We start from the raw sequence: 24,726 nt of genomic DNA, 5'->3' as shown, positions 1-24,726 counted from the left end.
TACCAAATAGTTATCTGAGTAGGTGGCTCTGGCGCCTCTAGCGTACAAGATATCAGCGTCTATTTGATTCGAGATTAATCAAAACTTAATAAAGAAGACTAAGGGTCGACCGCTTAATGCGATATTTGCTGGTTTCCGATGGTTGCGGGCGCCGAGTTTCTGGTAAACCTCGACATTGGACGGCCGCGTACTAATTGTAGAAAACGGGCGATGAGCGCGGAGCATCACAGTAAGATTTGAGGCGCAATAAAGCACGACTACTGAATCTTCTGTTCCCCTATATTTGCCCCCAAGACCACATAGGTCGCGAGCCAGATCGAGCAAATATACATAGATATCTGAAGAGATGGTGCCCCCACACGGACTCGAACCGCGGACCTACTGATTACAAATCAGTTGCTCTACCAGCTGAGCTATAGGGGCACTGGGTGTCGATTAATATCTCGGAACAGCGACTGCAAGCCCGAAATTTCGGGTCATCTTAACTTTGTGCTGGTTTGCCTTAGGATAACAGTAATATCAGGCCTCATCCGAATTTGACTGCACCGGGGACAGGTTGTAACCCAAGCGGCGATCCCGACCGAGGTGAGGACAATTCCGATATGCAGATGGTCATCCAAGCCGGAGCGCACTTTACCGACCATGATCACCTGCTCAATCTACTGCAGGCGAATGCGGATCTGGTTGCGGGAAATCATACTGCCTTCTGGGGGCTTCGTCCGTTCAGAAAGATCTTTCGACCTGCGCTGAAACCCTCTGCCGACCGGCCATCACATCAGGATACACTGGCGCGATTTCATAAACTGTTCCCCAATGGGCAGCAGGTCGACCGGGCGATCTTGTCGAGCGCGCTTTACCTGGGGGAACGGCCTTCCATCATCATGGATGGGCAATTTTACGCGAATGCCGGTCAAAGGTTGGCCTATCTGGATAATCTGTTCAGCGATTCGACGGTTGAGCTATTCGTGGGGCTACGTAATCCCGGCAGCTTTATTCCCAAGGTGCTGATGCTGCTGTCGGCGCCTGAGCGCGAGCATATCATTGCCACCACCGATCTGAGTTGCCTGAGTTGGCTTGCCATGATCGAAGACATTCGCGACCTAGCACCAGATGTCAAAATCACTTTGTGGAGCAACGAGGATTCGCCGCTGATCTGCGGCGACATCGCGCGCGCACTTGTAGGGCTACCCGAGGACACGCCGCTGGAACAGGAATACGCTCTGCTGTCCTCACTTGTCTCAGACATGGGCAAACAGGAGATTCAGAGCTTGTTAGAGCATCAAGCGGCCCCCAATGATCCCGTGCTCAGGGGCAGGCTGGCGCAGATGTTTCAGCAGCATGCGCTGACGGATGAAATCGAAGAAGAGGTGGAGCTGCCTGGCTGGAACGAAGATATCGTTACCGCCTTTACCGAGCTTTATGAGCAGGATCTGGCACGGCTGCAGACCATGCCAGATATACGTTTTCTGAACCCGTAAGCGGCTGGCGCTACATGCCCAGCGCTTCCTTGTACATTTCCAGTACCGCCTCTTCCTCGGCGATGTCGTCCTTGTCGCGCTTGCGAAGAGCGACGACCTTGCGCATGACCTTGGTGTCGTAGCCGCGAGCCTTGGCCTCGGCCATGACCTCTTTCTGCTGGTCAGCGATATCTTTCTTTTCGGCCTCAAGACGCTCGAACCGTTCGACGAACTGGCGCAGCTCGCCTGCGGTCACTCGGTAGTTGGCTGCGGCCTGATCTTCGGTGATGTCTTCCATCTGCGTCTCTCCCAAGGGCTGAAAATAAGGTGCCGGATACATCGGCACCGACCCGACCGCAAGCGTGCATTCTGCACGGTGGGCTTGTCTGACCTGCGCCGATCCGATAAGCGCGGTCACGGATTCAAAGGGTGAGCGTAAACAACCATGTTCGACATTATCGTCTGGGGCGGGGCCGCCCTGTCTGTGGCCGGGCTGGTCGGTCTGGTCTGGTGCATCCTGCAAGTGATGAAAGCGCGCAAAGCCAACCTGACGGATGACGAGTTGCGCGCTGCAGTTCAGGGTGTTCTGCCTTGGAATCTGGCGTCGCTTTTCCTGTCGGTACTTGGGCTGATGATGGTTATCCTGGGCATTTCGCTGGGATAACCAGATCGATCAGATCGGCATATTGTCGAACCGCGCCTCAAGCACGTCTTCGCATAGCGCAGCATCCAGCCGACGTAAGCGCGATGGGATATGAACCCCCTGCGCGCGCATTTTATCCAGAACCATGCTGACATGTGGCTGAAGCTCTAGCCGGGTCTCAAGACACGCACCATTCAGCTTTTGTTCAAGCCGTTCCGCTTCGGTAAAAAGATCCTGAGCAGTCATTTCCTTCCTCCCATATGGTGCCAATTTGCCTGATATAGGTAACGAGTTTAAGACGAGCACGAGACCGGAACAAAACATCGCGAATTCTTGCCTATTCAGGCAAAAAACCGTCAATATGTCCATGGTCGCCTAAAGCATACGCTCAAATTGCGGAGATTGCTTTGACAGACATCAACTCGTGATTAGGGGCTTTAAACATATTCCACTATTGTTATATGTATGCAAGCTGAACGGAGGAACCCATGACGCCAAGTGTGAAAGCTTTTTTCGACCCGCAGACCTTCACCGTCTCTTACGTTGTGCAGGAACCTCAGGGGCAGGCCTGCGCCATCATCGACAGTGTATTGGATTTCGATCACGCCTCGGGGCGGACCGACACCAGCTCGGCCGACCAGATTGTCGACTATGTGACGGCACAGGGACTGAAGGTGGAATGGATTCTGGAAAGCCATGTCCATGCCGACCACCTGTCAGCAGCCCCTTACCTACAGGAAAAGCTGGGTGGTCAGATCGGGATTGGCGAGAATATCGTGGTCGTTCAGGACACGTTCGGCAAGGTCTTCAACGAAGGCACCGAGTTTCAGCGTGATGGCAGCCAGTTCGATGCACTGTTTGCCGAAGGGTCCAGCTTTCACATCGGCCAGATGCGCGGGGACGTTTTGCACACGCCAGGCCATACGCCAGCCTGCATGACCTATGTGATCGGCGATGCGGCCTTTGTGGGCGATACGCTGTTCATGCCGGATTTCGGAACTGCCCGATGCGATTTTCCCGGCGGGTCATCGGCGGACTTATATGCCTCGATCCAGAAAATCCTGTCTCTGCCCGACGAGACGCGGATTTTTGTAGGCCATGATTACAAAGCGCCTGGTCGCGATGAATACGCGTGGGAGACCACAGTTGGCGAACAGAAGGCGCTGAACGTTCATATCGGTCAGGGCCGCAGCGTCGAAGAATTTGTCGAGATGCGCGATGCGCGGGATGCAACCCTTGCGATGCCGCGCCTGATTTTGCCCTCGCTGCAGGTCAATATGCGGGCCGGTCAGATGCCACCAGCGGATGAGCAGGGCGACGTTTTCATGAAAATCCCAGTCAATAAGCTTTGATACTAGGGCAGACGAGACAATGAATATCGAATGGATTTCGGGTCTGGCTGGTGGTCTGCTGATCGGGCTGGGTGCCAGCGTTTATCTGCTGTGTAATGGGCGGATCATGGGGGCGAGCGGCATATTGGGCGGGCTGTTGGAACGCAGCGACCGGAGCGTATTAACGGAACGCCTGGCTTTCGTCGCTGGCTTGATCGGGATGCCCTTATTGCTGCGCCCATTGATTGCGCCGCAGGCCGAGACCCATTTGACCCCGGATCTGGCGATCGTGATCCTTGCTGGGCTGCTGGTGGGGGCTGGAACACGGATCGCCAATGGCTGCACGTCGGGTCACGGCGTTTGTGGGATTTCTCGCTTCTCGTTGCGCGGGATCGTCGCAACGGTGTTCTACATTCTTGCAGGTGGCCTGACGGTTGCGCTGTTTCGCCATGCTTTGGGGGTGATCTAATGCGCGCAGTGTTTGCTTTTCTCGCCGGATCGCTGTTCGGCATCGGGCTTTTGATCTCAGGCATGACCGACACCACCAAGGTGCAGGGGTGGCTGGATGTGTTCGGCAATTGGGACCCGACGCTCGCCTTTGTCATGGGCGGGGCGATCCTGCCGATGCTGGTGGCGTGGCGATTGACACGGAACAGGGTCCCTGTTGTGGGCGGACAGTTCCCCGCCCCGCCCCGTGTTGAACTGGATCGCCGTCTGATCGTCGGGTCGGTCCTGTTCGGCGTCGGTTGGGGATTGGCGGGTTTGTGCCCGGGTCCGGCGATGGCCTCGCTTGGATATGGGGGCGTTGGCGGGATTGTGTTCCTGATTGCGATGATCGCAGGCATGTTTGCGGCACCAAAGCTGGGTGCGCAACTGGACAGGATCGCCGACGCAGCCTAAGCAATTGCCATGGAGATTCGACCGATAACCCCCCGCTACGCCGTCTCACCTCAGATCTCGGTGGAGGACGTGCCAGCCATTGCCGAAGCCGGTTTCGTCAAGGTGATCTGCAACCGTCCCAATACCGAAGTTCCGCCGGATCAGCAGTCAGACGCCATCGGTCAAGCCGTTCGCGAGGCCGGGATGGAATATGAGGTTCTGGAGTTGACACACCAGACGATGACACCGGAAAACGTGGCGCTGCAACGCGATCTGGCCGAAAGCTGCAGCGGGCCGGTTCTGGCCTATTGCGCCTCTGGCACACGATGTTCGGTGGTCTGGGCGCTGGGACAGTGCGATCGGCTAAGCACGGATGAAATCCTCGATGCGACCGGAAAAGCAGGCTATGCGCTCGACGGGTTGCGCCCGGCATTGGAACAGCTGCGAGGGCGCGGATAAGCCTCCTAGTCGCGGCCATTGCCTTCGGGCGCTGGCAGACCGGCGAGGTGCGAGATTTCCGTGACACGCTGTTCGGAACTGGCAGGCAACAAGTCGTCGGGTTCCAGGAGGGAATCCTCGGTCGTCAGATCATGCGCTACAATATCGTCATCAAGCGGGGACGACATCTCGTCATCCGGGGCCGAGGGCGTCGAGCTTGATTTGCTGGCCAGAAATCCGGCGCAGTCCTTGGCGGGCAACGCAGTAGGAGGGCCTTGTTCGTTGATCCGTACCGCACGCATTCCGCCGCACTGTCCCAGACGTCCGATGGCGGTTCGGGCACGATCGATTGACAGAACTTCAACCCGATCCACCCGCGCGCCCTGCAGCGACAGGACATCCCCGACGGACAATCCCGAAAGCGCTGTCAGCGGCAAAGACAGGCGGCAGATCACGGTGTTCAGCTCAGCCCGAATTACCCCGGATGCCTGATCCAGATTCACCCCCGATTGGGTGATATCCGCAACCTGTTCCTGATCCGAGAGCGGGCGTTCGGGCAGCAGGATACTGACCTCGCCCTGACGCGGACCACCGGCAAGTTCGACCGTCAGATCAAACATGCGATAGACCTCATCCACCAGCGCCAGGTTCAGTGCGCGCCGACCTTCGGCGCGTGAGGTGAACTCATACCCGGACAGGCTGGCCATGTCTGCCGGGGACTCAACCAGTTTCAGCGCCCGGCTCAGCATATCCTCGATCAGAGGGGCGACCATGGCAGCGTCGGTGTCGGTAAACGCACGCTCGGGTGGTGGGTCAGAGGTGACCATGGCAATCGTTTGCTGCTGGACGATGGCAGAGACGCAACCCGGGTCCAGACAGGCCGCAGCCAGGCCGCCCTGATCCGAGGTAAACAGCAGCATCAACCACCCCTCATTCAGCCGCTCGGCTATATCTTCCTGCGCACGTACGGCCTGCTTTGCCCCGATGACCGACAGCGCCAGCCCCATGCTTTCGCCGGAGGCGCGTGCCAACCCCAGCCGCAAGGCGCGCAGGACCGAGCGGGGCGTGTCGGCACCGCATTGCCCCGCTGAAAGCTTTCGTGCCAGTGCTGATGTGGTCATGGCCCCGTTCCGCCGTTTGTCGATGCGATGACAATTTGTCTAACCCGGCGGAGGTTACGAATGTCTTTATGACGCCCTCATTGCGCGGCCTGACGAAAAGCCAGCGGAAGGCTGACGCGGAAGGCCGCCCCTCCCTGCCCCGGCAGATAGGCAACTTCGCCGCCCAGGCGCTGCATAATCTCTCGGCAGATCGCCAGCCCCAACCCTGCCCCGCCTGCCTTGTCCGAGCCGACGCGGGCAAATTTTTCGAATACCATCGATTGCGCCTCGGCCGGGATACCACCACCGTTGTCGATGAAATCGATTACCACTTGCCCGCCGACATCATGGGCCGAGATGGTCAGCACCGGTTCAATGGCGTCGCAATATTTCTGGGCGTTGGAAATCAGGTTGATGAACACCTGCCCCAGCCGGTCGAGATCCGTGTGCAGCGGGATACGTTCACTTGCGCGCACCCGCCGTACGCCAATCTTACGATCACTGCCCGCCAGCGCGCTTGAAACGGCGCGGTCCAGAACTTCGCTTAGGGTGGCTTCGCCCATGTTCAGGCTAACCTGGCCGCTTTCCAGCACGCTAAGGTCGAGCAGATCATCCAGTAGCCGGGTCAGACGCAGCGATTCATCATGTATGATCGCAGCATAACGGATTTGTTCCTCGGCGCTGAGGCCATCGGTGTCGCGCATAATTTCAGAAAACGCCCGAATCGAGGTCATGGGCGTGCGCAATTCGTGGCTGACCTGGCTAAGAAACGCGTCTTTCTGTTTCGAGACTTGCGTAAGCTTGGCATTCGCCTCGCGCAATTGCCGCGCTGTACGGCTAAGCTCAGCCGACTTCGCCTCAAGCTGACTGGAATATTCCAGCATCTGCGCGGATTCGTCGGCCACGGCCAGCAAGTCTTCGACCGAAACAGACGCCCCACCGACGATCTGGCCGATCATCGCATGGGCGGTTGCGGCCCCCACCGAGCCGCTGAGTTCACGTTCCAGCCGTTCCAGAAACTGTGGTGTGGGTTCAGGCAGACGCCCGGGGCGGCCATTCTGGCGCTCGGCTTCGGCTTGAAAGAACTCTTGCGCGGGAATAGTGCCCAGAATCCGCTGGGTCATGATCATCAGGTCTTCGCTTTGCGCCACCGAACCGGTCCAGCCACGGGCTGAAACCGAATGGTCAAATACATTTACGAATTGCGCACCCTGAAGGCGTTCCAGCGGGCTGGGGAAGCTGAGCATCGAGGCGACGCAGAAGGCGATTGTATTCAGCGACAGCGACCACATGACCGTATGCACCATCGGGTCGATCCCTTCGATCCCGAACAACGCCTGCGGGCGGAGCCAGCCCCAGCCGAAGGGTCCGTTTTCAATCACCGATGCCGGGACAATGCCGCCACCCATGCCAGGCAGCAGCAGGGTGTAAATCCAGAGAAAGAACCCGACGCTGAGCCCGACCAACGCGCCAGTTCGGGTCGCTCCGCGCCAGAACAGGCCGCCCACCAGTGCGGGCAGAATCTGGGAAATCCCGGCAAAGGCCACCAGTCCGATCGAGGTCAGGGCAGCCCCGCCCCCCGAAAGCTGGAAGTAGAAATAGCCCAACGCCATGATCGCCGCGATCGAGACGCGCCGCGCCATCAGCACGACTGTTCGCACATCACCAGAGACCGACGCGGTGCCTTCCTGCGTATTCAGCCAGATCGGCATGACCACATGGTTCGAGACCATGGTTGACAGCGCCATCGCGGTAACGATCACCATTGATGTGGCCGAGGAAAACCCGCCGATGAACGACAGCATCGCCAACCAGTCATTGCCCTGCGACAGCGGCACGGTCAGCACAAACAGGTCGGGGTTCGAGCCTTCGGGCATCAGGTCCAACCCAACGACGGCGATGGGCACGACAAACAAGCTCATCAGCAGCAGGTAGAGCGGAAAGGCCCAGGCGGCGGTGCGCAGGTGGCTCTCATCGTCATTCTCGACCACCATGACCTGAAACATCCGCGGCAAGCAGACAAAGGCCGCCGCCGAAAGGAAAATGAAAGTGGTCCAGCGCCCGGCATCCACATGCCATTGGCCAATTTCCGAGGCATCGATCTGATCCATCATCGGCCCCAAGCCGCCAGCGACGCTCCAGACAACAAAGATGCCAACGGCCAGAAGGGCGAAGAGTTTCACCACAGATTCCAACGCAATAGCGGTAACAACGCCGTGGTGGCGCTCATTGGCATCCAGATTGCGCGTCCCGAAGAGGATCGCGAAGACGGCCAAGCCCGCCGCGACCCAGAACACGCTAGAGCCTTCGCGATAGAGACCTGAGGGATCGGCCTCGGCAAAGATCGAAAAGGACAGCGTGATCGACTGCAATTGCAGCGCGATATAAGGCGTGCCGCCCAACACCGCCAGGATGGTCACGCAGACCGCCAGTGTGTTGGACTTGCCGTATCGTGACGAGATCAGGTCAGCGATCGACGTCACGCGCTGGCTGCGTCCGATGCGCACGAGTTTGCGCAGGCCCCACCACCAACTGATCATCACCAGTGTAGGACCCAGATAGATGGTTACGAATTCAAGCCCAGAACGCGCGGCGTTGCCAACCGCGCCATAAAACGTCCATGCAGTGCAATAGATCGACAGTGACAGGGTGTAGATCAGCGGGGAACGCAACCATTTCCCGCCGCCACGCGCAGCCAGCCTGTCCGCTGCGAAGGCGACGCCGAACAGAAGAACCACATAGCCCAGACAGACCAGAATCAGGACATTCAGGGTTGCCATGTCTCGGCCTCGGGCTCGGCAGTCTCGCGCGCGGTCATGCGTTTGGCGACGAAGCCGAAGATCACGCTGATCAGGATCAGAACACCCCAGCACGCAAAGATGTAGAACATGGCCGTCGACAGCGACAGAGCCTCGGCGCCTGCGCTGTCATCCGGCCATAGAAGCGGCAGCGCGAGCATTGCGGCACCCAGAAAAGGCAGCAGCCGCGCTGCATCCGCCAGCCTGCGCCGACGATAGCTTTGCCGTTCCAGAAACAGGGACGGACGAACTGGCGAGGGCCGATCTTTGCCGTCGCCCGCGGAGCTCATAACTGAGACGCCTGCGCATGCAGGTCGCGCACCGCTGTCAGGACTTCGGTATTCGAAAACGGCTTGGTCATGAATCGGCTGACCCCTGCCTGCTCGGCCATTTCACGATCGCGGGATTGCCCGCGCGCGGTCAGCATCAAAACCGGCAACGCCTTCATTTCATCATGTTCGCGCAGATCGCGCAGTACATCCATCCCGCTTTTTCCCGGCAACATCACATCCAGAATCACCAGATTGGGCCGCGCGGACAGAATCACCTGCACCGCATCCGTTCCCTCGGCATGGGTTTCAACCTGCCACCCCTCGCGTGTCAGCAGAAACCGGATCGCCTCGGTGATGTTGGGCTCATCCTCGATCAACAGAACCTTGCGGCTCATATTTGCATATCCTCCCCATGACGGATTGCACGTCCGGCCACCCGTCCAGCCCAGATTAAGCGCTGCGTCACGAAACTGTCAAAACCCTTCGCTCAGGATCGATGGCTCGCGCCGCGCGCTGCATTCGCGTTTCGGGCATATCCGACAACTGGCTCCGGCTTGCGCCGCGTTTTCCGCAGGCTGCACCGTGTCTTCGACCGGCAGCACCAGCATGACCGATCGGTAGACCGGCTCGGCCCCGAATTCCTTAGCTGGCTGAGGGGTTGCGATTGCAAAACACTCAAACTCGGCAGCGGTTCGACCAAGCTGAACGACCCGTTTCCGGATCGGGACCAAGGGCCGATTCAAGGCGGTGAACAAGGGCCAGAGCGGACAGGCCTCGCCATGGCGCGGCAGAGCAAACCCCGGCGCGGGTTTAAAAAACAGAACGCTGCCGGAGGCGTCGCAAATCACCAAGCCAGCCGGACGCGCCAGCGTGCCTTCAGGCAGAAAGGCCAACCGTCGCAATACCGTAGCAAGATCCACTGAAAACACCGTCGCCAACGCCAGCGGATCGGGGTTTGCTGCATCCAGCGCGGCACACACCTGATCCAGCGGCATAGCGCGCGCGTCGGCGGCATAAAGGTCCAGCAACCCCGAGGCCACAGTGTTGGCCGCAGCGGAATCGAGCCCATCCAGCGGCACTTCGGTCAATTGCCCACCGTCTTCGAGTTCCGGGAAATGATATCCTTGCTCGGCAAAAAACGCCTCGACCGCGTCCAGTGGGATACCGCGCAGATCGCGCTGCCCGTCACTGTCATCCAGATAGGTCACCAGCGCTTTGGAGCTTTCGGCCAGTCGTTCGGCATCCTGATGCAAGTTGCGATGGAACCGGTCGCGCCATTCCGGTTCGATCTCTCCCGGTTCAGCCAAGATTGCAGCTGTTGAGCGGATAGCGGCGGCGGTCGACAGCACCTCGTGCATTGAGGCCGCCAGATGCGGGTCATGGGTCAGTCGGTCGGAAAGAACTTCGACAGTGCGCTCCAGCGACACTACGCGGCGATGCATCTGCGCCAGAACACCCGACCAACCGGGAAAGCGGCCGGCGAATTCTTCCAGCCCGTCCACCTCGGCCTTTTGGCCGACTGCATCCGCCGCTGCCTCGCGCAGAGCGGCGATGAGCGTCTCTTCGATCCCTTGAGTCAGCAGCGACGGCTCGACGGACAAAGCCGCCGCGATATCGACAAGCAGTTTGCCCCCAATGCGGCGGCGGTTGTGCTCGATCAGGTTCAGATACGATGCCGAAATCCCCACCTGCCGCGCCAGTTCCGCCTGTCGCAGCCCAGAGATTTGCCGTCTTTCGCGTATCCGGCTGCCGGTCAGCGTGTCGCGCATGGCGTTTATGTCCTTGGCTACTGCGGCTGCATTTTCAGATTAACTAAGTAATTATTATCTGTTGCCGACTAATTTTCAAAGAAGATTTACAACTTTGACAACGGCCAGAGAAAGAAACCCACCCTTTCCTGCCGCCCACCCTTCTCTTTCGACGCAATACCCGTCACCATAAGAACATGAGCGATCCCGCCTTTGAATACGCCCCCATCGGCCTTGTTGAGCTTGAGAACCGGATCATCCGACGGTGCAATCTGCAATTTGCGCGGACCTTTGGCGGGGATGAGGTTGACTATCGCAACATGCCCCTGCTGCATCTTTATCCTTCGGTCGCCGATTGGGAACGGATCGGCGCGCGTAGTCTGCAGGTGATGCGCGATACAGGCTATTACACAGACGAACGGGTGATGCGGCGACGCGACGGTGACCTGTTCTGGTGCCGCGCGCGGGGGCGTTCGCTGACGCCAGACGATCCGTTCCGGCACGGGATATGGAGCTTTTCGGACATCTCGGAAGAGCGCCCCTTGGTGCAATTGACAACCCGCGAACGCGAAGTGGCCATCCTGTCATGCCGGGGTTTATCCGCGAAGGAAATTGGCGTTGAACTTGGGCTAAGTTACCGCACGATCGAGGCCTATCGCGCCCGACTTTTGGAAAAATACGGAGCCCGCAAGCTACCAGAACTGGTCGCAAAATTGTCTGGAACGCCGCTGTAATCGCGACAGCCCTCGTAATTCGCGCAAAAACCCCCATTTGGCAGGCTTAGACGGCGCTTTTCATGGCCGTCTGCATGGCTTATAACCCTGCGTAATCAAACCAAGCCCGCAGCAAACAGACGGGCATAGGGGAACCTTCGAGGACACTCATGACAGATACCAAACACGAAGCGGATGTCGCGTTTATCAAGGCACTGGCCGAACTGCTGCGCGAGAATGACCTGACCGAATTGCAGGTCAAGCGCGAATATGGCGAGGAAGACAGCCTGAATGTCCGTGTCAGCCGCATGTCGCAGACCGTGGCCGCTCCGGTTCAGGTTGCGGTTCCTGCGGCTGCACCGGTTGCCGCACCTGCTGCCGCGCCGGCCGCTGCCGAAGCGCCCGCTGCCGTGGATGATCCCGCCAGCCATCCAGGCGCTGTGACCTCGCCCATGGTAGGCACGGTTTACATGCAACCGGAACCGGGCGCGCCTGCGTTTATCTCGGTCGGTGCATCGGTCTCGGAAGGTGACACGCTATTGATTGTCGAAGCCATGAAGACAATGAACCACATCCACGCACCCAGGTCGGGCACCATCAAACGCATTCTAGTCGGCGATGGTGATGCTGTGGAATTCGGCACGCCTCTGGTCATCGTTGAGTAAGGCGGGCCCATGTTCGACAAAATCCTGATTGCCAACCGAGGCGAGATCGCCCTGCGTGTGATCCGTGCTGCGCGCGAGATGGGGATCAAGACGGTTGCCGTGCACTCCACCGCCGACAGCGATGCGATGCATGTGCGCATGGCGGACGAATCGGTCTGCATCGGCCCCCCGCCCAGCCCGCAAAGCTATCTGTCCGTGCCCGCGATCATCTCGGCCTGTGAAATCACCGGCGCGCAGGCGATCCATCCCGGCTATGGCTTCCTGTCCGAGAATGCCGAGTTCGTGCAGATCGTCGAAGATCACGGCATTACCTTCATCGGACCCACCGCCGAACATATTCGTGTCATGGGTGACAAGATCACCGCCAAGGACACGATGAAGGAACTGGGTGTACCTTGCGTTCCGGGTTCTGACGGCGGTGTGCCAACGCTGGCCGACGCCAAGCGCATTGGTGAAGAGTTCGGCTATCCCGTCATCATCAAGGCAACCGCCGGTGGCGGCGGTCGCGGCATGAAGGTGGCACAAAACGCCGATGAGATGGAAAGCGCCTTCATGACCGCACGCGCCGAGGGCAAGGCCGCCTTTGGCAATGACGAGGTCTATATCGAGAAATATCTGACAACCCCGCGCCATATCGAGATTCAGGTCTTCGGCGATGGCAAGGGAAAGGCAGTGCATTTGGGCGAACGCGACTGTTCGCTGCAGCGCCGCCACCAGAAGGTGTTCGAAGAAGCCCCCGGCCCCAGTATCACGCCGGAAGAACGCGCCAAGATCGGTAAGATCTGTGCCGATGCGGTCGCCAAGATCAACTATATCGGCGCAGGCACCATCGAGTTCCTCTATGAAAACGGCGAGTTCTACTTCATCGAGATGAACACGCGTCTACAGGTGGAACACCCCGTGACCGAAGGCATCTTCGGCGTCGATCTGGTGCGCGAACAAATCCGCGTCGCCGCTGGTGAGGACATGTCGTTCGGTCAGGACGATCTTGAGATCAATGGCCACGCCATCGAGGTTCGCATCAACGCGGAAAAACTGCCGAACTTCTCGCCCTGCCCGGGCAAGATTACGGCCTATCACGCGCCAGGTGGTCTGGGCGTGCGGATGGATTCCGCGCTCTATGACGGCTATTCGATCCCGCCATATTACGACTCGTTGATCGCCAAACTGATCGTTCAGGGCCGTGACCGGGCTGAAGCTTTGGCCCGTCTGGAACGTGCTTTGGGCGAGTTGATCGTCGACGGTATCGACACCACCGTGCCGCTGTTCCACGCGCTGCTGCAGGAACCTGACCTGCACAGCGGCGAGTACAACATCCACTGGCTGGAGCACTGGCTTGCGGAGAACATGGCCTAATCTGACCAAAGGGCCGAAGGACAACCCCCCTTCGGCCCCGAGGCACCCGGCATGAGCCTTTCCCCTGAACTTCTGCTCCATGGCTATTCCATCGGCATTTTTCCGATGGCTGAGCATCGCGACGACCCCGAGTTGTTCTGGGTCGACCCGAAGTTTCGCGGCGTGTTCCCCCTGGATGGGTTCCACATCTCCCGCAGCCTAGCGCGGCGTATCCGGACCTGTGGGTTTTCGGTAAGCATCAATCGCGATTTTGCGGGCGTCGTGGATGGCTGCGCCGACCGATCGGATACCTGGATCAATCCCGAACTGCGCCGTCTGTATCAGGAACTACACCGGACCGGCCGCGCGCATTCCCTCGAAGTCTGGGACGGCGCTTCACTGATTGGCGGCGTTTACGGCGTAGTCCTCGGCGCGGCCTTTTTTGGCGAAAGCATGTTCTCGCGTCGCACGGACGCATCGAAGATTGCACTTGCCTATCTGGTGGATCGACTGCGCCAAACCGGGTTCACACTGTTCGATACGCAGTTTCTGACGGCGCATCTGGCCTCGTTAGGCGCGATCGAGATCCCGCGTGCGGTTTATCATAGCGAATTGAAACAAGCGCTTGACCTGAAAGCAGATTTCACCGCTGATCTGCAGCAGACCCCTCAGGGTGTGATACAACGGATCACCCAGACATCGTAGCGGGCGTGATCCAACGCGTTCAGCGCGGGTGAGGTCGCAATCATCCAGCCATCAAACAGCTGCTGCGCCTTACCCTGCTCCCAGATGGTCAGATAGGCAAAGGCGTCACCTGTCGGGTTTTCGGCTGGATAGCGACAATCACCCAGCGCGACATCCAGACCAAAGACCGACGTGGTCTCGCCGTTCTGCATTTCGATGTCCACCGTCTGCCCGCTGACCTTGTCCAACCCGCGCAACATTGCGCCGGGGCCGGATTCGACCTTTTGCTGCGCAGCAGCTCCGGTTGCGGTGACTATCAGAGCCACCAGTGCAGCGCGGATCATTCGCTTCCGTCCCCGGCCACGAATTTGACCAGCAACGAGATCAGGCTGACCGCGCCTTGTGTATCGGTAATCTCATCACCCGCCTCAAAATAGAACGGGGAACCGCCCGGCATAACCTCAACAAAGTTGCCACCCAGCAAGCCTTCGGAAGAAATCACAGCGGCGCTATCGTCTGGAATAAGAATACCATCTGCCACGGAAAATCGGGTGTCCGCGCGGTACGTATCAGAGTTTAGCGTAACGCCAGTCACCGTCCCGATCTTGACCCCGGCAAGGCGTACATCCGTGCCGACGCCCACACCTTCGAGCGAGCGGAAAGACGCGCCCAGCTCGTATCCTGCGCCGGATTGAGACAGGCCTGTGGATTGGCTGGCGTAAACACCGAACGCAATGGCGCAGGCCAGCACGGCACCGCCGACGATAACTTCGGTCTTCGTATGATTAGACATCTGGCCTCGCTTATTCCGGGCTCCACGCCTCGTAATCGCTACGTTCAACCGGATCGGCACGACGCAGAGAACCGGCAGGTGCATAGGCCAGCGCGGTGCCGGTCAGATTCTCCTGATGCGGTTTTTCCCAGGACTTGTGCGCCAGAGGTTTATCGGTTGGCGGTTCATCCCATGTGCGGTGCAGCCAGCCATGCCAATCGGGATCGATCCGGCTGGCCTCGGCTTCGCCATTGAAAATCACCCAGCGCTTGCTGTCGTCGGCATTGCGATAGAACACGTTGCCCTCGTCGTCCTCACCGACCTTGATCCCCTTGCGCGCAGTGTAGAACTGCGTGTTCAGGGTGGCCCCGTTCCACCAGGTCACGGCCCGCAAAAGACTGTTCAGGATTCCCATCGGCTGCCTCCGGCATTTCTGTCCCCGAAGATATGGACCAAAGGCACGCTAAGGTCCAGTACTGCCAGCGCTGCCTGCGTCATTCCGGCAGGATAGCGGTGACTTCAATTTCAATCCGGTATTTCGGATCGATCAATCCACATTCGATCATCGTCGCTGCAGGAGGGTTCGCACCAAAGGTTTCGGCCAGAATGGGCCAGCAAGGTTCAAATTCGGTTCGATCCGGCAACATATAAGTGATGCGCACGACATCAGAGAATGAAGCACCCGCCTCGGCCAGCGCGTTTTCGATGATAGACAGCGCCGAGCGGCATTGCTCCACTACCGTTTCACCTTGCCCAACAGTTCCCGCAACATGAACCCAACCACCCGCGACAACCGCGCGGCAATAGCCAACCTTGGCTTCAAACTCACCACCCGAAGAGATACGTCTTACTGTCATCGTGTCCTCAAACGAAAACGGCGCGGACATTGCCGCGCCGTGTGTGCATTAATCTATGCGGTTCAACCCGCCGAAGCCGATTCCGCTGCGTCTGCGTAGATGATCAAAGGCTGAGAGTCCGACGTCACAGCCTCTTCGTTGACCACAACTTCGGTCACGTTCTTCATGCCCGGCAGCTCGAACATTGTATCCAGCAGGATGTCTTCCAGGATAGAACGCAGACCGCGCGCACCAGTCTTGCGTTCGATGGCTTTCTTGGCGATCGCCTTCAGCGCATCATCGGTAAAGGCCAGTTCCGCATCTTCCAACTCAAACAACCGCTGGTATTGCTTGACCAGAGCGTTTTTCGGGCTGGTCAGGATGGTGACCAAAGCGTCTTCGTCCAGATCTTCCAACGTCGCCAGAACCGGCAGACGGCCGACGAATTCGGGGATCAGGCCAAATTTCAGCAGGTCTTCGGGTTCCAGATCCTTGAAGATCTCGCCCACGCCGCGCTCGTCATTGTCACGCACGTCAGCACCAAAGCCCATGGCCGAGCCTTTGCCACGCTGTGCAATGATCTTGTCTAGTCCGGCGAATGCGCCACCACAGATGAACAGGATGTTGGTGGTATCCACCTGCAGGAATTCCTGCTGCGGATGTTTGCGCCCACCCTGCGGAGGAACGCTGGCCACGGTGCCTTCCATCAGTTTCAGCAGGGCCTGCTGAACGCCCTCGCCCGATACATCGCGGGTGATCGAAGGGTTTTCAGACTTGCGGGTGATCTTGTCGACCTCGTCAATATAGACGATGCCGCGCTGTGCGCGTTCGACATTGTATTCGCTGGCCTGCAGCAGTTTGAGGATGATGTTTTCAACATCTTCACCCACATAACCGGCTTCGGTAAGCGTGGTCGCGTCCGCCATCGTAAACGGCACGTCAAGAATCCGCGCCAGCGTTTGCGCCAGCAGGGTTTTGCCGCAGCCGGTGGGGCCAATCAGCAAGATGTTGGATTTTGCCAGTTCTATATCGCTGCCCGCTTTCTGGGCATGATTGAGACGCTTGTAGTGGTTATGTACCGCAACCGACAGCACCCGCTTGGCGGTGGCCTGACCGATCACATAGTCATCCAGCACTTCGCAGATATCCTTGGGTGTTGGCACACCGTCCGAGGATTTCAGACCGCTGGCCTTGGTTTCCTCGCGAATGATATCCATGCACAGCTCGACACACTCATCGCAGATGAACACGGTCGGGCCTGCGATCAGCTTACGCACCTCATGCTGGCTTTTGCCGCAAAAGCTGCAATAGAGCGTGTTCTTGCCGTCACCGCCTGAATTCGTCGCCATGCTTTACCCCTCGGGCTCCGTCTCAGCGGCCCCTCTCAAAGGCCGCGCTTGCCGTATATGCCTGCAGCTTAGGCCAGCGTTCTGGCAGCTACAATCTCAAAATCATCCCTCACGCCGGACGCGCGCGGATTTGAACCTAGGCCTCGTCACCATCCATCTTGGCGCGGTTCTCGACGATCTCGTCGATATGGCCCCAATCCTTGGCCTCTTCCGGGCTCATGAAATTGTCACGATCCAGCGCCTTTTCAACCGCCTTTTTGGTCTGCCCGGTATGGCGCACATAGATGTCATACAGGCGATCTTTCAGCTTTTGCGTCTCGGCCGCGTGGATCATGATGTCGCTCGCCTGGCCCTGATAACCGCCGCTGGGCTGGTGCACCATGATCCGGCTGTTAGGCAGCGAAAAGCGCATTCCCTTCTCGCCCCCGGCCAGCAGAACCGAACCCATCGACGCCGCTTGACCGATCACCAATGTGGAACATTTCGGCTTGATATACTGCATTGTGTCGTAAATCGACAAACCACTGGTGACCACGCCACCGGGAGAGTTGATGTAGATCGAGATTTCCTTGTTCGGATTTTCCGCCTCAAGGTGCAGCAGCTGAGCGACCACCAAATGGCTCATACCGTCATGGATGGGGCCGTTGATGAAAATGATCCGCTCTTTCAGAAGGCGCGAGAAGATGTCGTATGCGCGCTCGCCCCGGCTGGTCTGCTCGACAACCATGGGGACGAGTGTGTTCATATATGTATCAACTGGATCGAACATTCGGAACCTGCCTGTTTTGCGATGGATCGGGACATTACCCGAAGAGTAGTTACCCGAGTCTTAGTGCCGCCACAGGGGGGCTGCAAGGGGGGCCGAACGTTCCCGCGAATTCCGTCTACCTGCACGACCCGAATGCACACGCCGCTACAGGTCGGTTGACGGATTGCGCGGAAACGTGCTGGTTACATCACGCTATTTTGATCCATGCATATGGAAATACATGCCTGGAAATTGTACCTAGAGTTCTCGCTGCGGATGCGGCGCCGGTCAGGCGTCGGGATTCGGCGGCACTAACGAGGGAATACGATCATGGCTTTTCCGCAAATGACCGAGGATATGTCACCCGGCGACCTTGACCGGATGGTTGAAAACGCAACGCGCGCATCGAACTTTCTGAAAGCCATAAGCCACGAAGGGCGTTTGATGATCCTGTGTCACCTCGTCTCGGGCGAGAAATCCGTTACTGAACTGGAACAATTGCTATCGGCCCGCCAAGCCGCCGTTTCTCAGCAACTGTCGCGGCTCAGACTTGAGGGGCTGGTTGTTCCTCGTCGCGAAGGCAAGGCGATATATTACCGGCTGGCAGATGATCGACCAGCCCGAATACTGGAAGTGGTGTACGAACTGTTTTGCGCTCAGGATGCGACCTGAGCCTAGTATTTAGCCCTTCGAAATCGGCCATGCAAAACCTGTAGCTATGGCCCGGGAAAGCTGCTAGTCAATTCGAAACAAGCACTTATGGAGCAACCGATGATCCGCGCAATTCTGATTGGCCTGGCCCTGTTCACCTTGACCGCCTGTGAAACCGCAAAGGGCGCTGGCAAAGATATCGAAAACGCCGGAGATGCCATCCAGAACGCGGCCGAGGACGTTCAGGAAAACATCTGATCGTGACGGGATGTTGCGTTCAGGCAACGCTTACCCGCAATATGTAGTTGCCACACCGACCCAACCCGAGTAGTGTGCCGGTACAGGTGCATAGACGCGGCATTGCATTTCTGACACTTTGACGGGGTTCTTTTGCGCAAGCGAAAGAACCCCGTTCTGGTCCGGAGGGTGGTGCGTGGTAGCCTGTATGAACCTTGGGTTCTCAAAAAGGAAAAGGCGTCAGGTGCTCAGACGCGGTCTTTGCATGCATCCTTGCGGACACTCCTGACGCCTTGCCGGTCCGTTCCGCCCGAGGGGCTTCCCGGTCCAGTTGCCTCGGCCCCCGAAGGGACATTGGCCACTGCCACACGCGCTATGTCGCGTCGCAGTCCGCGCGGACCTTCTGAGAGGCTGAGCATTTAACCCGAACCGAAGCCCAGACCACCTGCTCCACCACCGGTAAGCCATTGCAACTACAAACAAATCCTAAAATCCGCCTTCGCTGCTGTGGCCCACTTGGCCCTTGCATCCCGCCCCTGTTCCGAAGATCAGAAGCAGTAACCAGACTGTTACATCAGCGTCATGATCCGGCAAGAAAATAGCACTGCAGCATAAAAATTAGACGGGGATAAGCTGTTGATATCCGCCGGGAGAGCCATGTGGATAACCCGAGAATTCGCGTCATCGCGCAGGCTTGGGGATGGAAAAAGTCAAATATGGATCGCCGGCCAGAATTCGCTTGGTTTCTGCACCTGCGAAGGTCCCGCGCGCTGAATTAGGGGGGTATTGTCCGAGTTGTACAACACTCAAGCCCCCAATCTTTCGAATCGTACAACCGGAGATTCGCCTATGCGCCTGACCATTTCTCAAGCCCGCGCCCGTTTGGGCGAACTGGCCACCTTGTCGCAAGACCCCCGGCAAGTGATCGTGCTGACCCGTTATGGCAAACCGATCGCCGCACTGGTGTCGATGAACGAGGCGCAGCGGATCTGGGAGTTACTGGATGATGACACCATCGGACGCAAACACCCGCTCAGTGGGCTGCGCGGGTGGTGGTCGAAGGGGCGTGGTATTCCGGGGATGGAACCTGGGCCGGACGGTTCTTACCTCACCGCGCGCGACGCCGCGCTGAAGGTCCGCGAGATCCGGATGACCCGTGCCGAGGAACGCCGCATTCTCAAGCGCGGGGGTCTGGACCCTGTCGCGGGCGGCGAGATCGCCGCCCGGCCCGTCGCCTCCCTGTGGAGACTGTTGTTTATGAGAAGCGCTCCGACCTGAACGGGGTACCTACTACTCCTGCCGCAGTCACAAATCTCAGCGGCATTAACCCCCTTTAACATCCGATCGGGCCGGAAACGCTTCAGTTCACCTGACGTTCCAGAACTGTGCTGTAGGTCGTTCCGTTCCGCAGGCTACGGAAATCGGCAAAGATCTTGCCGTCCTCGTACCGCGCATCGATCAACGCATTGGCGCCAATCACCAGCGGGGATGTTTCAACGATGCCGATCGCGCCAGACCCATCGAGGCTGATGGTTCCGGTGGCTTCGTATTCGTTCCATTCAGTATCACCCTCGCGGCGCCACTTGCTGGGGCCCCAGAAGACATTGTCTTCCTGCATCTGGACGTCGAGCATCCATTCGGCCTGATTAAAGCGGGGCTGATCCCCCTTGTAATAATGGCTGGGCTGCACGGTCGTATAACTTCCCAACCACGTGCCGCGCAGATCCGGTGTGGTATCGGCCAGTGCTGCGGTTCCGAGGGCGAGGGACGTGGCCAGAGCGGCGGCTCCGGCAGTCATGTATCTGGTCATGGGGATCTCCTCCTGAAAGCGACCCTTTGGAGTTCAAAAGCGAACATCCTTGCTGTGGCATACAGATTGGGCGGAGGTGCGCCAGTTACAACTTACCTAAGGGAAACTTCATGAACCGGTAATGTTTGCGTCAGGCCCAGGCCAGCGCAGTGCCGAGGATGACCAGACCGATACCTGCCGCCTCGCGATACGAGAAGTTCTCGCCGAACAGAAAGAATGAGGCGATGGCGATCAGAACAACCTCGGCCCCAAGAATGCCGGTATAGATGATGCCCAGCCGTTCCTCGCGCAGCGCGGCGAGTTCGAGCGTGGCCCCGGCCAGCAGGGTCGCGACGATCAGTAGACCAAGACCCACGCCGGGGAGTTTCCACCAGAACTTCATCGCGATCATGGCAACGGAATAAAGGCCTGCTGATCCAAAAGCGATAAGGGGAACAAGCGATGTAGACATAAGGGCCTCCTGCAAAGGTTGCCATTAGGTCAACTGTAGCAGATGGGCTGATTTAGGGCTGTGAGGTGGGTCACAGTTTCAGGTTCCATTCTCGCTTTTCTTCTTGTGTTTTTTTGCCCCCGAACTTGCAGTGATGGGTCGACCTGTTCAAAATTCAATTATTCATATGCGACTGGGGAGGGGTGCAATGACAACACTTTGCGAAATAGGTCAAACCGGAGTGCGAATCCCACGAATTGGCTTTGGATCAACCGGTATAGGCAACATTCCACAGATTTACGGTTACGAAGTTGATGAGAATAGGGCGCACGAGACCATACGCGCCATACTTGCCCGGCCCGACGGGTTTATCGACACCGCCCGAGGCTATGCGTTGGGGCGTAGCGAGGAGCGCATCGGGAGTGTCATCCGTGAACTCGGTGGCTGGCCGAAAGGCCGCGTTCTGTCCACAAAAGTAGACCGTGACATGGAAACGAATGTTTTCGACGCCGCCCAAGCGCGGCGGTCCTTTGAACAAAGCCTCAAGGCTCTTGAGGTAGATCGCGTGGACATCCTTCATCTGCACGACCCGGAATACGCTGGTGACGTAACTGAGATTACCCGCAGCGGAGGTGCGCTGGACGAATTATTCAAAATTAAAGAGGAAGGATTGGCAACTGCAGTTGGTCTGGCGGGCGGGCAGGTGGATGTGTTGATGCCAATGCTGCGCGAACGGGATTTCGACGTGGTGATGACTCACAACCGGCACACGCTTGTAAACATGAATGCGGCGCCGCTGATCGAACTGGCCAACTCGAAGGACGTTACGGTATTGAACGCAGCGCCTTACGCCGGCGGAATCTTGGCCAGAGGCAGCGCAATCCATCATTTCTACGTCTATCAGCCAGCAACAGAAGAAACGCTCGCACCCGTGCGCGCGGTTGAGGAAATCTGTGCCCGCTATGACGTGCCCTTAGGCGCCTTAGCGCTGCAATTCTCGATGCGGGACGCAAAAATTGCGTCAACGGTGTGTGGAGTGACTTGGCCACAGCATGTGAGACAAACACTCGAATGGGCGGATTGGGATATCCCAAGAGCGGTTTGGAGTGAACTCGCGGAACTTGGTCAGAGTGACGCTGATCCTGAGGCCGTATAGAACCGATCAACGGAGAGGAAGGACAGCCTTAGCTGTCCATCTTCAACGCTGAAATAAACGCCTCCTGCGGGATATCCACCTTCCCGAACTGACGCATCTTTTTCTTACCCGCCTTCTGCTTGTCCAGCAGTTTGCGTTTCCGCGTGGCGTCGCCTCCGTAGCATTTGGCGGTCACGTCCTTGCGCAGCGCCGAGAGGGTCTCGCGGGCGATGACCTTGCCTCCGATGGCGGCCTGGATCGGGATTTTGAACATGTGGCGCGGGATCAGGTCTTTGAGCTTTTCGCACATCGCCCGGCCCCGCATCTCGGCCCGATCGCGGTGAACCATGGTCGAGAGCGCATCGACCGGTTCGTCATTCACCAGCACCGACATCTTGACCAGATTGTCCTCGGTATAGCCGGTCATCTGGTAGTCGAACGAGGCATAACCCTTGGTCACCGATTTCAGGCGGTCGTAGAAGTCAAAGACGACCTCGTTCAGCGGCAGGTCATAGACGACCATGGCGCGGGTGCCTGCATAGGTCAGGTCCAGCTGGATGCCACGGCGGTCTTGGCAGAGTTTCAGCACGTCGCCGAGGTATTCATCCGGCACCAGAATGGTCGCCTTGATGCGCGGTTCCTCGATATGGTCGACCTTCGACGGGTCGGGCATGTCGGCGGGGTTGTGCAGCTCGATCATCTCGCCGTCTTTCATGTAGACGTGATAGATCACCGAGGGAGCCGTCGTGATGAGCTCGATATCGTATTCGCGTTCGATCCGGTCGCGGATGACCTCTAGGTGCAGCAGGCCGAGGAAACCGCAGCGGAAGCCAAAGCCCAATGCCGCCGAGGTTTCCATTTCAAAGCTGAAGCTGGCGTCGTTCAGGGCCAGTTTGTCGATCGCATCGCGCAGGTCTTCGAATTCGGAACTGTCGACGGGGAAGAGGCCGCAGAACACCACCGGCTGCGCGGGTTTGAATCCCGTCAGGGCCTCTTCGGTGCCGTTGCGGTCATTGGTGATGGTGTCGCCGACGCGGGTGTCGCGGACCTGTTTGATCGAGGCGGTGAGAAAGCCGATCTCACCGGGGCCCAGCGAATCCACCATCTCCATCTCAGGCCGGAAGACGCCGACGCGGTCGACATGGTGCAGGGTGTTGTTCGACATGAACTTCACCCGCATCCCCTTTTTCAGCGTGCCGTCCATGATGCGGACCAGAACGATGACGCCGAGATAGGCGTCGTACCAGGAATCCACCAGCATCGCCTTGAGCGGCGCGTCCAGATTGCCCTGCGGCGCGGGCAGTTGCTGCACGATTGCCTCAAGCGTTTCGTGAATGCCCTGCCCCGTCTTGGCACTGACCTGAATGGCGTCGGTCGCGTCGATGCCGATCACATCCTCGATCTGTTCGGCCACGCGGTCACAATCGGACGCGGGCAGGTCGATCTTGTTCAGCACCGGCACGATTTCGTGGTCGGCGTCGATGGCCTGATACACATTCGCCAGCGTCTGCGCCTCAACCCCCTGGGTCGAGTCGACAACCAACAGCGACCCCTCGACCGCACGCATGGAGCGGCTGACCTCATAGGCAAAGTCCACGTGGCCGGGAGTGTCGATCAGGTTCAGCACGTATGCTTCGCCGTTGTCGGCGGTATAGTCGATGCGAACCGTGTTGGCTTTGATGGTGATGCCACGCTCGCGCTCGATATCCATGCTGTCGAGCAGCTGTTCCTTCATGTCGCGATCCTTAACCGTTCCGGTCTCTTGGATGAGCCGGTCAGCAAGGGTGGATTTGCCATGGTCGATATGCGCGACGATGGAGAAATTGCGGATATGAGCGAGGTCTGTCATGGGTTGGGGATATGCGTCGGAATTGGGCTGTGGTCAAGGTGGGACGAGACCCAGCGAAACCCTTTGTTTGCGAGGCCTCCGTCCAGTCAGACCAGCCTGTTTTTAACCAGCTCTGCGTTCATCCAATGCGTCTCGCTTTGCACATGACCCTCGCGCACGTATTTCGCGAGGTGAGTGGGCAGTTCTTCTTCGTCAAACGCTGCAATTGTGCGAACGGCAAAACCCTCGTGAGTATCCAGATCCAGGCCCGCGATCACATCTGCCAGAACCTTAACAGAGAACCGTCCGCGATAGAGTTCGGGAACGGCAGTAATCCCCAGCTCGAGAAAGCGTGAAAGCGTCGCGTCCCACGATTGCACGCGCTTTGCCTTGATCCAGGCGAAGCCCAGGAAATAAGTCGGCAACGCCGAGTACGCTATCGAGTGGCGAGCAAACAGATATTCACCGACTATGCGCTCATCTTCGTCATGCTGTGGCGAAATTCCGGCAGCGAAGGCCTTCATCCAATCTCGGGACGGGTGGTGTCGCGCGTCAATGCTGCGAGGATGGCAGCCCTGACTATGAATCGTTGTATTCTCACCGTCCAGTTTTTCGATGAAGACAACCTCATCAGCCGAAGCCAGTTCGTCAACGCTGGACATGATCTTATCATCGCTGGTCGCCCCGGGAGACTCCGGCAGATGGAAGTGCGCCCGTATTTCTTAAGCATAGTGGTCTCATGAAAGAGATTTAAACAATGTCTGGCCAGAAAACGCGACATCCCAGCCGCGTGCAATCACTTTTTCGAACCACCCAATTGATCCCGAATCCACTTTGATTCATACTCCGCCGCAGACCGAGAGGGGC

Annotated in this window: 31 protein-coding genes and 1 tRNA gene; 14 read left to right on the top strand and 18 right to left on the bottom strand. The window is 58.3% G+C overall.

Features of this window, described 5'->3' with window-relative positions:
• Positions 1-347: 347 nt before the first annotated feature.
• A tRNA-Thr gene (locus tag ACR0DK_RS17545) sits at positions 348-423 on the bottom strand.
• 179 nt (positions 424-602) lie between these two features.
• On the opposite strand from ACR0DK_RS17545, the gene ACR0DK_RS17540 reads away from it, so the two are divergent.
• A complete protein-coding gene (locus tag ACR0DK_RS17540) occupies positions 603-1,478 on the top strand; it encodes a hypothetical protein (RefSeq protein WP_480612840.1) in 876 nt (291 codons plus the stop codon).
• 10 nt (positions 1,479-1,488) lie between these two features.
• Here the strand turns inward: ACR0DK_RS17540 and ACR0DK_RS17535 are convergent, their stop codons facing one another.
• A complete protein-coding gene (locus tag ACR0DK_RS17535) occupies positions 1,489-1,755 on the bottom strand; it encodes a DUF2312 domain-containing protein (protein ID WP_170397751.1) in 267 nt (88 codons plus the stop codon).
• Between the two features lie 147 nt (positions 1,756-1,902).
• Here ACR0DK_RS17535 and ACR0DK_RS17530 point away from each other — a divergent pair, with 147 nt between their 5' ends.
• Entirely contained in the window at positions 1,903-2,121 is a 219-nt protein-coding gene (locus tag ACR0DK_RS17530; protein ID WP_170397154.1) for a hypothetical protein, read from the top strand.
• Positions 2,122-2,130: 9 nt separating this feature from the next.
• Here the strand turns inward: ACR0DK_RS17530 and ACR0DK_RS17525 are convergent, their stop codons facing one another.
• Complete coding sequence (locus ACR0DK_RS17525; RefSeq protein WP_170397156.1) at positions 2,131-2,346, bottom strand: hypothetical protein; 216 nt, start codon at positions 2,344-2,346, stop codon at positions 2,131-2,133.
• A gap of 242 nt (positions 2,347-2,588) precedes the next feature.
• Between ACR0DK_RS17525 and ACR0DK_RS17520 the strand changes: the two genes are divergently transcribed.
• From ACR0DK_RS17520 to ACR0DK_RS17505, 4 genes are read left to right on the top strand one after another with little or no spacing between them, the layout of a single operon-like run.
• The gene (locus ACR0DK_RS17520) at positions 2,589-3,452 is read left to right on the top strand and encodes an MBL fold metallo-hydrolase (RefSeq protein ID WP_170397158.1); all 864 of its coding nucleotides are present in this window, start codon (positions 2,589-2,591) and stop codon (positions 3,450-3,452) included.
• 19 nt (positions 3,453-3,471) lie between these two features.
• Positions 3,472-3,900 carry a YeeE/YedE family protein gene (locus ACR0DK_RS17515; RefSeq protein ID WP_170511517.1) on the top strand — a complete coding sequence of 143 codons (429 nt, stop codon included), beginning with the start codon at positions 3,472-3,474 and terminating at the stop codon, positions 3,898-3,900.
• The gene (locus ACR0DK_RS17510; protein WP_170424184.1) at positions 3,900-4,331 is read left to right on the top strand and encodes a DUF6691 family protein; all 432 of its coding nucleotides are present in this window, start codon (positions 3,900-3,902) and stop codon (positions 4,329-4,331) included. Before ACR0DK_RS17515 ends, ACR0DK_RS17510 begins: the two co-directional genes overlap by 1 nt.
• Before the next feature lie 9 nt (positions 4,332-4,340).
• Positions 4,341-4,769 (top strand): protein tyrosine phosphatase family protein, encoded by a 429-nt coding sequence (locus ACR0DK_RS17505; protein WP_170397163.1) that lies wholly within the window; start codon positions 4,341-4,343, stop codon positions 4,767-4,769.
• Positions 4,770-4,774: 5 nt separating this feature from the next.
• Here ACR0DK_RS17505 and ACR0DK_RS17500 read toward each other — a convergent pair whose 3' ends face one another.
• The 5 genes from ACR0DK_RS17500 to ACR0DK_RS17480 all read right to left on the bottom strand — a co-directional run bounded on the left by ACR0DK_RS17500 (position 4,775) and on the right by ACR0DK_RS17480 (position 10,687).
• Positions 4,775-5,869 carry a FliM/FliN family flagellar motor C-terminal domain-containing protein gene (locus ACR0DK_RS17500; RefSeq protein ID WP_480737348.1) on the bottom strand — a complete coding sequence of 365 codons (1,095 nt, stop codon included), beginning with the start codon at positions 5,867-5,869 and terminating at the stop codon, positions 4,775-4,777.
• 77 nt (positions 5,870-5,946) lie between these two features.
• Complete coding sequence (locus ACR0DK_RS17495) at positions 5,947-8,628, bottom strand: ATP-binding protein (protein ID WP_480737346.1); 2,682 nt, start codon at positions 8,626-8,628, stop codon at positions 5,947-5,949.
• Positions 8,616-8,936 carry a hypothetical protein gene (locus tag ACR0DK_RS17490; RefSeq protein ID WP_170397170.1) on the bottom strand — a complete coding sequence of 107 codons (321 nt, stop codon included), beginning with the start codon at positions 8,934-8,936 and terminating at the stop codon, positions 8,616-8,618. The genes ACR0DK_RS17495 and ACR0DK_RS17490 overlap by 13 nt, the downstream gene beginning before the upstream one ends.
• The gene (locus ACR0DK_RS17485) at positions 8,933-9,313 is read right to left on the bottom strand and encodes a response regulator (RefSeq protein WP_170511295.1); all 381 of its coding nucleotides are present in this window, start codon (positions 9,311-9,313) and stop codon (positions 8,933-8,935) included. The genes ACR0DK_RS17490 and ACR0DK_RS17485 overlap by 4 nt, the downstream gene beginning before the upstream one ends.
• Positions 9,314-9,391: 78 nt before the next feature.
• Entirely contained in the window at positions 9,392-10,687 is a 1,296-nt protein-coding gene (locus ACR0DK_RS17480; RefSeq protein WP_170511509.1) for a helix-turn-helix transcriptional regulator, read from the bottom strand.
• A gap of 176 nt (positions 10,688-10,863) precedes the next feature.
• Here ACR0DK_RS17480 and ACR0DK_RS17475 point away from each other — a divergent pair, with 176 nt between their 5' ends.
• The 4 genes from ACR0DK_RS17475 (at position 10,864) to aat (ending at position 14,084) form a co-directional block, all read left to right on the top strand.
• Positions 10,864-11,400: a helix-turn-helix domain-containing protein gene (locus ACR0DK_RS17475; RefSeq protein WP_170397176.1), complete on the top strand. Its 537-nt coding sequence runs from the start codon at positions 10,864-10,866 to the stop codon at positions 11,398-11,400.
• A 149-nt stretch (positions 11,401-11,549) separates the two neighbouring features.
• The gene (gene accB, locus ACR0DK_RS17470) at positions 11,550-12,044 is read left to right on the top strand and encodes an acetyl-CoA carboxylase biotin carboxyl carrier protein (protein WP_170564810.1); all 495 of its coding nucleotides are present in this window, start codon (positions 11,550-11,552) and stop codon (positions 12,042-12,044) included.
• Positions 12,045-12,053: 9 nt separating this feature from the next.
• Positions 12,054-13,400: an acetyl-CoA carboxylase biotin carboxylase subunit gene (accC, locus tag ACR0DK_RS17465; protein ID WP_170397180.1), complete on the top strand. Its 1,347-nt coding sequence runs from the start codon at positions 12,054-12,056 to the stop codon at positions 13,398-13,400.
• A gap of 51 nt (positions 13,401-13,451) precedes the next feature.
• The gene (gene aat / locus ACR0DK_RS17460; protein ID WP_170663837.1) at positions 13,452-14,084 is read left to right on the top strand and encodes a leucyl/phenylalanyl-tRNA--protein transferase; all 633 of its coding nucleotides are present in this window, start codon (positions 13,452-13,454) and stop codon (positions 14,082-14,084) included.
• On the opposite strand, the gene ACR0DK_RS17455 is transcribed toward aat, so the two are convergent.
• The 6 genes from ACR0DK_RS17455 to ACR0DK_RS17430 form a co-directional block, all read right to left on the bottom strand.
• Positions 14,048-14,407, bottom strand: coding sequence for a DUF2155 domain-containing protein (locus tag ACR0DK_RS17455; protein WP_170397184.1), 360 nt, complete (start codon positions 14,405-14,407; stop codon positions 14,048-14,050). The genes aat and ACR0DK_RS17455 overlap by 37 nt on opposite strands.
• Positions 14,404-14,856, bottom strand: coding sequence for an outer membrane lipid asymmetry maintenance protein MlaD (gene mlaD, locus ACR0DK_RS17450; RefSeq protein ID WP_170466091.1), 453 nt, complete (start codon positions 14,854-14,856; stop codon positions 14,404-14,406). The genes ACR0DK_RS17455 and mlaD overlap by 4 nt, the downstream gene beginning before the upstream one ends.
• Positions 14,857-14,866: 10 nt before the next feature.
• Complete coding sequence (locus tag ACR0DK_RS17445; protein ID WP_010443266.1) at positions 14,867-15,250, bottom strand: NADH:ubiquinone oxidoreductase subunit NDUFA12; 384 nt, start codon at positions 15,248-15,250, stop codon at positions 14,867-14,869.
• Positions 15,251-15,329: 79 nt separating this feature from the next.
• On the bottom strand, positions 15,330-15,692 hold the full coding sequence (locus ACR0DK_RS17440) for a RidA family protein (protein WP_170397754.1): 363 nt from the start codon (positions 15,690-15,692) through the stop codon (positions 15,330-15,332).
• Positions 15,693-15,754: 62 nt separating this feature from the next.
• Positions 15,755-17,020, bottom strand: a complete 1,266-nt coding sequence (gene clpX, locus ACR0DK_RS17435) for an ATP-dependent Clp protease ATP-binding subunit ClpX (protein ID WP_170397188.1) — start codon at positions 17,018-17,020, stop codon at positions 15,755-15,757.
• A 136-nt stretch (positions 17,021-17,156) separates the two neighbouring features.
• Positions 17,157-17,789, bottom strand: coding sequence for an ATP-dependent Clp protease proteolytic subunit (locus ACR0DK_RS17430; protein ID WP_039970058.1), 633 nt, complete (start codon positions 17,787-17,789; stop codon positions 17,157-17,159).
• Positions 17,790-18,098: 309 nt separating this feature from the next.
• On the opposite strand from ACR0DK_RS17430, the gene ACR0DK_RS17425 reads away from it, so the two are divergent.
• The 3 genes from ACR0DK_RS17425 (at position 18,099) to ACR0DK_RS17415 (ending at position 19,934) form a co-directional block, all read left to right on the top strand.
• A complete protein-coding gene (locus tag ACR0DK_RS17425; protein WP_170397190.1) occupies positions 18,099-18,440 on the top strand; it encodes an ArsR/SmtB family transcription factor in 342 nt (113 codons plus the stop codon).
• A gap of 99 nt (positions 18,441-18,539) precedes the next feature.
• Positions 18,540-18,677, top strand: coding sequence for an entericidin A/B family lipoprotein (locus tag ACR0DK_RS17420; RefSeq protein WP_010443271.1), 138 nt, complete (start codon positions 18,540-18,542; stop codon positions 18,675-18,677).
• Positions 18,678-19,442: 765 nt separating this feature from the next.
• Entirely contained in the window at positions 19,443-19,934 is a 492-nt protein-coding gene (locus ACR0DK_RS17415) for a hypothetical protein (protein ID WP_480737338.1), read from the top strand.
• Positions 19,935-20,016: 82 nt separating this feature from the next.
• Here the strand turns inward: ACR0DK_RS17415 and ACR0DK_RS17410 are convergent, their stop codons facing one another.
• Positions 20,017-20,466, bottom strand: a complete 450-nt coding sequence (locus ACR0DK_RS17410) for a hypothetical protein (RefSeq protein WP_170511300.1) — start codon at positions 20,464-20,466, stop codon at positions 20,017-20,019.
• A 130-nt stretch (positions 20,467-20,596) separates the two neighbouring features.
• Positions 20,597-20,917: a hypothetical protein gene (locus ACR0DK_RS17405; RefSeq protein WP_170397195.1), complete on the bottom strand. Its 321-nt coding sequence runs from the start codon at positions 20,915-20,917 to the stop codon at positions 20,597-20,599.
• Positions 20,918-21,104: 187 nt separating this feature from the next.
• Here ACR0DK_RS17405 and ACR0DK_RS17400 point away from each other — a divergent pair, with 187 nt between their 5' ends.
• Positions 21,105-22,052: an aldo/keto reductase gene (locus ACR0DK_RS17400; protein ID WP_480737335.1), complete on the top strand. Its 948-nt coding sequence runs from the start codon at positions 21,105-21,107 to the stop codon at positions 22,050-22,052.
• Between the two features lie 28 nt (positions 22,053-22,080).
• Here ACR0DK_RS17400 and lepA read toward each other — a convergent pair whose 3' ends face one another.
• Together lepA and ACR0DK_RS17390 are read right to left on the bottom strand one after the other, a co-directional pair.
• Positions 22,081-23,880 carry a translation elongation factor 4 gene (gene lepA, locus ACR0DK_RS17395; RefSeq protein WP_170397199.1) on the bottom strand — a complete coding sequence of 600 codons (1,800 nt, stop codon included), beginning with the start codon at positions 23,878-23,880 and terminating at the stop codon, positions 22,081-22,083.
• Between the two features lie 86 nt (positions 23,881-23,966).
• Complete coding sequence (locus ACR0DK_RS17390) at positions 23,967-24,521, bottom strand: RNA ligase family protein (RefSeq protein WP_480737332.1); 555 nt, start codon at positions 24,519-24,521, stop codon at positions 23,967-23,969.
• Positions 24,522-24,726 lie beyond the last annotated feature (205 nt).

The sequence above is a fragment of the Ruegeria sp. CE6 genome (genome assembly GCF_056537485.1).
Note: the sequence above shows the minus strand (reverse complement) of the source record. Positions and strands in the feature narration are given on the sequence as shown.

What these genes read in the sequence shown, in the direction of transcription:
- ACR0DK_RS17540 (WP_480612840.1), top strand. Translation starts at nt 603, where the DNA reads ATGCAGATGGTCATCCAAGCCGGAGCGCACTTTACCGACCATGATCAC.
- ACR0DK_RS17535 (WP_170397751.1), bottom strand. Translation starts at nt 1,755, where the DNA reads ATGGAAGACATCACCGAAGATCAGGCCGCAGCCAACTACCGAGTGACC.
- ACR0DK_RS17530 (WP_170397154.1), top strand. Translation starts at nt 1,903, where the DNA reads ATGTTCGACATTATCGTCTGGGGCGGGGCCGCCCTGTCTGTGGCCGGG.
- ACR0DK_RS17525 (WP_170397156.1), bottom strand. Translation starts at nt 2,346, where the DNA reads ATGACTGCTCAGGATCTTTTTACCGAAGCGGAACGGCTTGAACAAAAG.
- ACR0DK_RS17520 (WP_170397158.1), top strand. Translation starts at nt 2,589, where the DNA reads ATGACGCCAAGTGTGAAAGCTTTTTTCGACCCGCAGACCTTCACCGTC.
- ACR0DK_RS17515 (WP_170511517.1), top strand. Translation starts at nt 3,472, where the DNA reads ATGAATATCGAATGGATTTCGGGTCTGGCTGGTGGTCTGCTGATCGGG.
- ACR0DK_RS17510 (WP_170424184.1), top strand. Translation starts at nt 3,900, where the DNA reads ATGCGCGCAGTGTTTGCTTTTCTCGCCGGATCGCTGTTCGGCATCGGG.
- ACR0DK_RS17505 (WP_170397163.1), top strand. Translation starts at nt 4,341, where the DNA reads ATGGAGATTCGACCGATAACCCCCCGCTACGCCGTCTCACCTCAGATC.
- ACR0DK_RS17500 (WP_480737348.1), bottom strand. Translation starts at nt 5,869, where the DNA reads ATGACCACATCAGCACTGGCACGAAAGCTTTCAGCGGGGCAATGCGGT.
- ACR0DK_RS17495 (WP_480737346.1), bottom strand. Translation starts at nt 8,628, where the DNA reads ATGGCAACCCTGAATGTCCTGATTCTGGTCTGTCTGGGCTATGTGGTT.
- ACR0DK_RS17490 (WP_170397170.1), bottom strand. Translation starts at nt 8,936, where the DNA reads ATGAGCTCCGCGGGCGACGGCAAAGATCGGCCCTCGCCAGTTCGTCCG.
- ACR0DK_RS17485 (WP_170511295.1), bottom strand. Translation starts at nt 9,313, where the DNA reads ATGAGCCGCAAGGTTCTGTTGATCGAGGATGAGCCCAACATCACCGAG.
- ACR0DK_RS17480 (WP_170511509.1), bottom strand. Translation starts at nt 10,687, where the DNA reads ATGCGCGACACGCTGACCGGCAGCCGGATACGCGAAAGACGGCAAATC.
- ACR0DK_RS17475 (WP_170397176.1), top strand. Translation starts at nt 10,864, where the DNA reads ATGAGCGATCCCGCCTTTGAATACGCCCCCATCGGCCTTGTTGAGCTT.
- accB (WP_170564810.1), top strand. Translation starts at nt 11,550, where the DNA reads ATGACAGATACCAAACACGAAGCGGATGTCGCGTTTATCAAGGCACTG.
- accC (WP_170397180.1), top strand. Translation starts at nt 12,054, where the DNA reads ATGTTCGACAAAATCCTGATTGCCAACCGAGGCGAGATCGCCCTGCGT.
- aat (WP_170663837.1), top strand. Translation starts at nt 13,452, where the DNA reads ATGAGCCTTTCCCCTGAACTTCTGCTCCATGGCTATTCCATCGGCATT.
- ACR0DK_RS17455 (WP_170397184.1), bottom strand. Translation starts at nt 14,407, where the DNA reads ATGATCCGCGCTGCACTGGTGGCTCTGATAGTCACCGCAACCGGAGCT.
- mlaD (WP_170466091.1), bottom strand. Translation starts at nt 14,856, where the DNA reads ATGTCTAATCATACGAAGACCGAAGTTATCGTCGGCGGTGCCGTGCTG.
- ACR0DK_RS17445 (WP_010443266.1), bottom strand. Translation starts at nt 15,250, where the DNA reads ATGGGAATCCTGAACAGTCTTTTGCGGGCCGTGACCTGGTGGAACGGG.
- ACR0DK_RS17440 (WP_170397754.1), bottom strand. Translation starts at nt 15,692, where the DNA reads ATGACAGTAAGACGTATCTCTTCGGGTGGTGAGTTTGAAGCCAAGGTT.
- clpX (WP_170397188.1), bottom strand. Translation starts at nt 17,020, where the DNA reads ATGGCGACGAATTCAGGCGGTGACGGCAAGAACACGCTCTATTGCAGC.
- ACR0DK_RS17430 (WP_039970058.1), bottom strand. Translation starts at nt 17,789, where the DNA reads ATGTTCGATCCAGTTGATACATATATGAACACACTCGTCCCCATGGTT.
- ACR0DK_RS17425 (WP_170397190.1), top strand. Translation starts at nt 18,099, where the DNA reads ATGGCTTTTCCGCAAATGACCGAGGATATGTCACCCGGCGACCTTGAC.
- ACR0DK_RS17420 (WP_010443271.1), top strand. Translation starts at nt 18,540, where the DNA reads ATGATCCGCGCAATTCTGATTGGCCTGGCCCTGTTCACCTTGACCGCC.
- ACR0DK_RS17410 (WP_170511300.1), bottom strand. Translation starts at nt 20,466, where the DNA reads ATGACCAGATACATGACTGCCGGAGCCGCCGCTCTGGCCACGTCCCTC.
- ACR0DK_RS17405 (WP_170397195.1), bottom strand. Translation starts at nt 20,917, where the DNA reads ATGTCTACATCGCTTGTTCCCCTTATCGCTTTTGGATCAGCAGGCCTT.
- ACR0DK_RS17400 (WP_480737335.1), top strand. Translation starts at nt 21,105, where the DNA reads ATGACAACACTTTGCGAAATAGGTCAAACCGGAGTGCGAATCCCACGA.
- lepA (WP_170397199.1), bottom strand. Translation starts at nt 23,880, where the DNA reads ATGACAGACCTCGCTCATATCCGCAATTTCTCCATCGTCGCGCATATC.
- ACR0DK_RS17390 (WP_480737332.1), bottom strand. Translation starts at nt 24,521, where the DNA reads ATGTCCAGCGTTGACGAACTGGCTTCGGCTGATGAGGTTGTCTTCATC.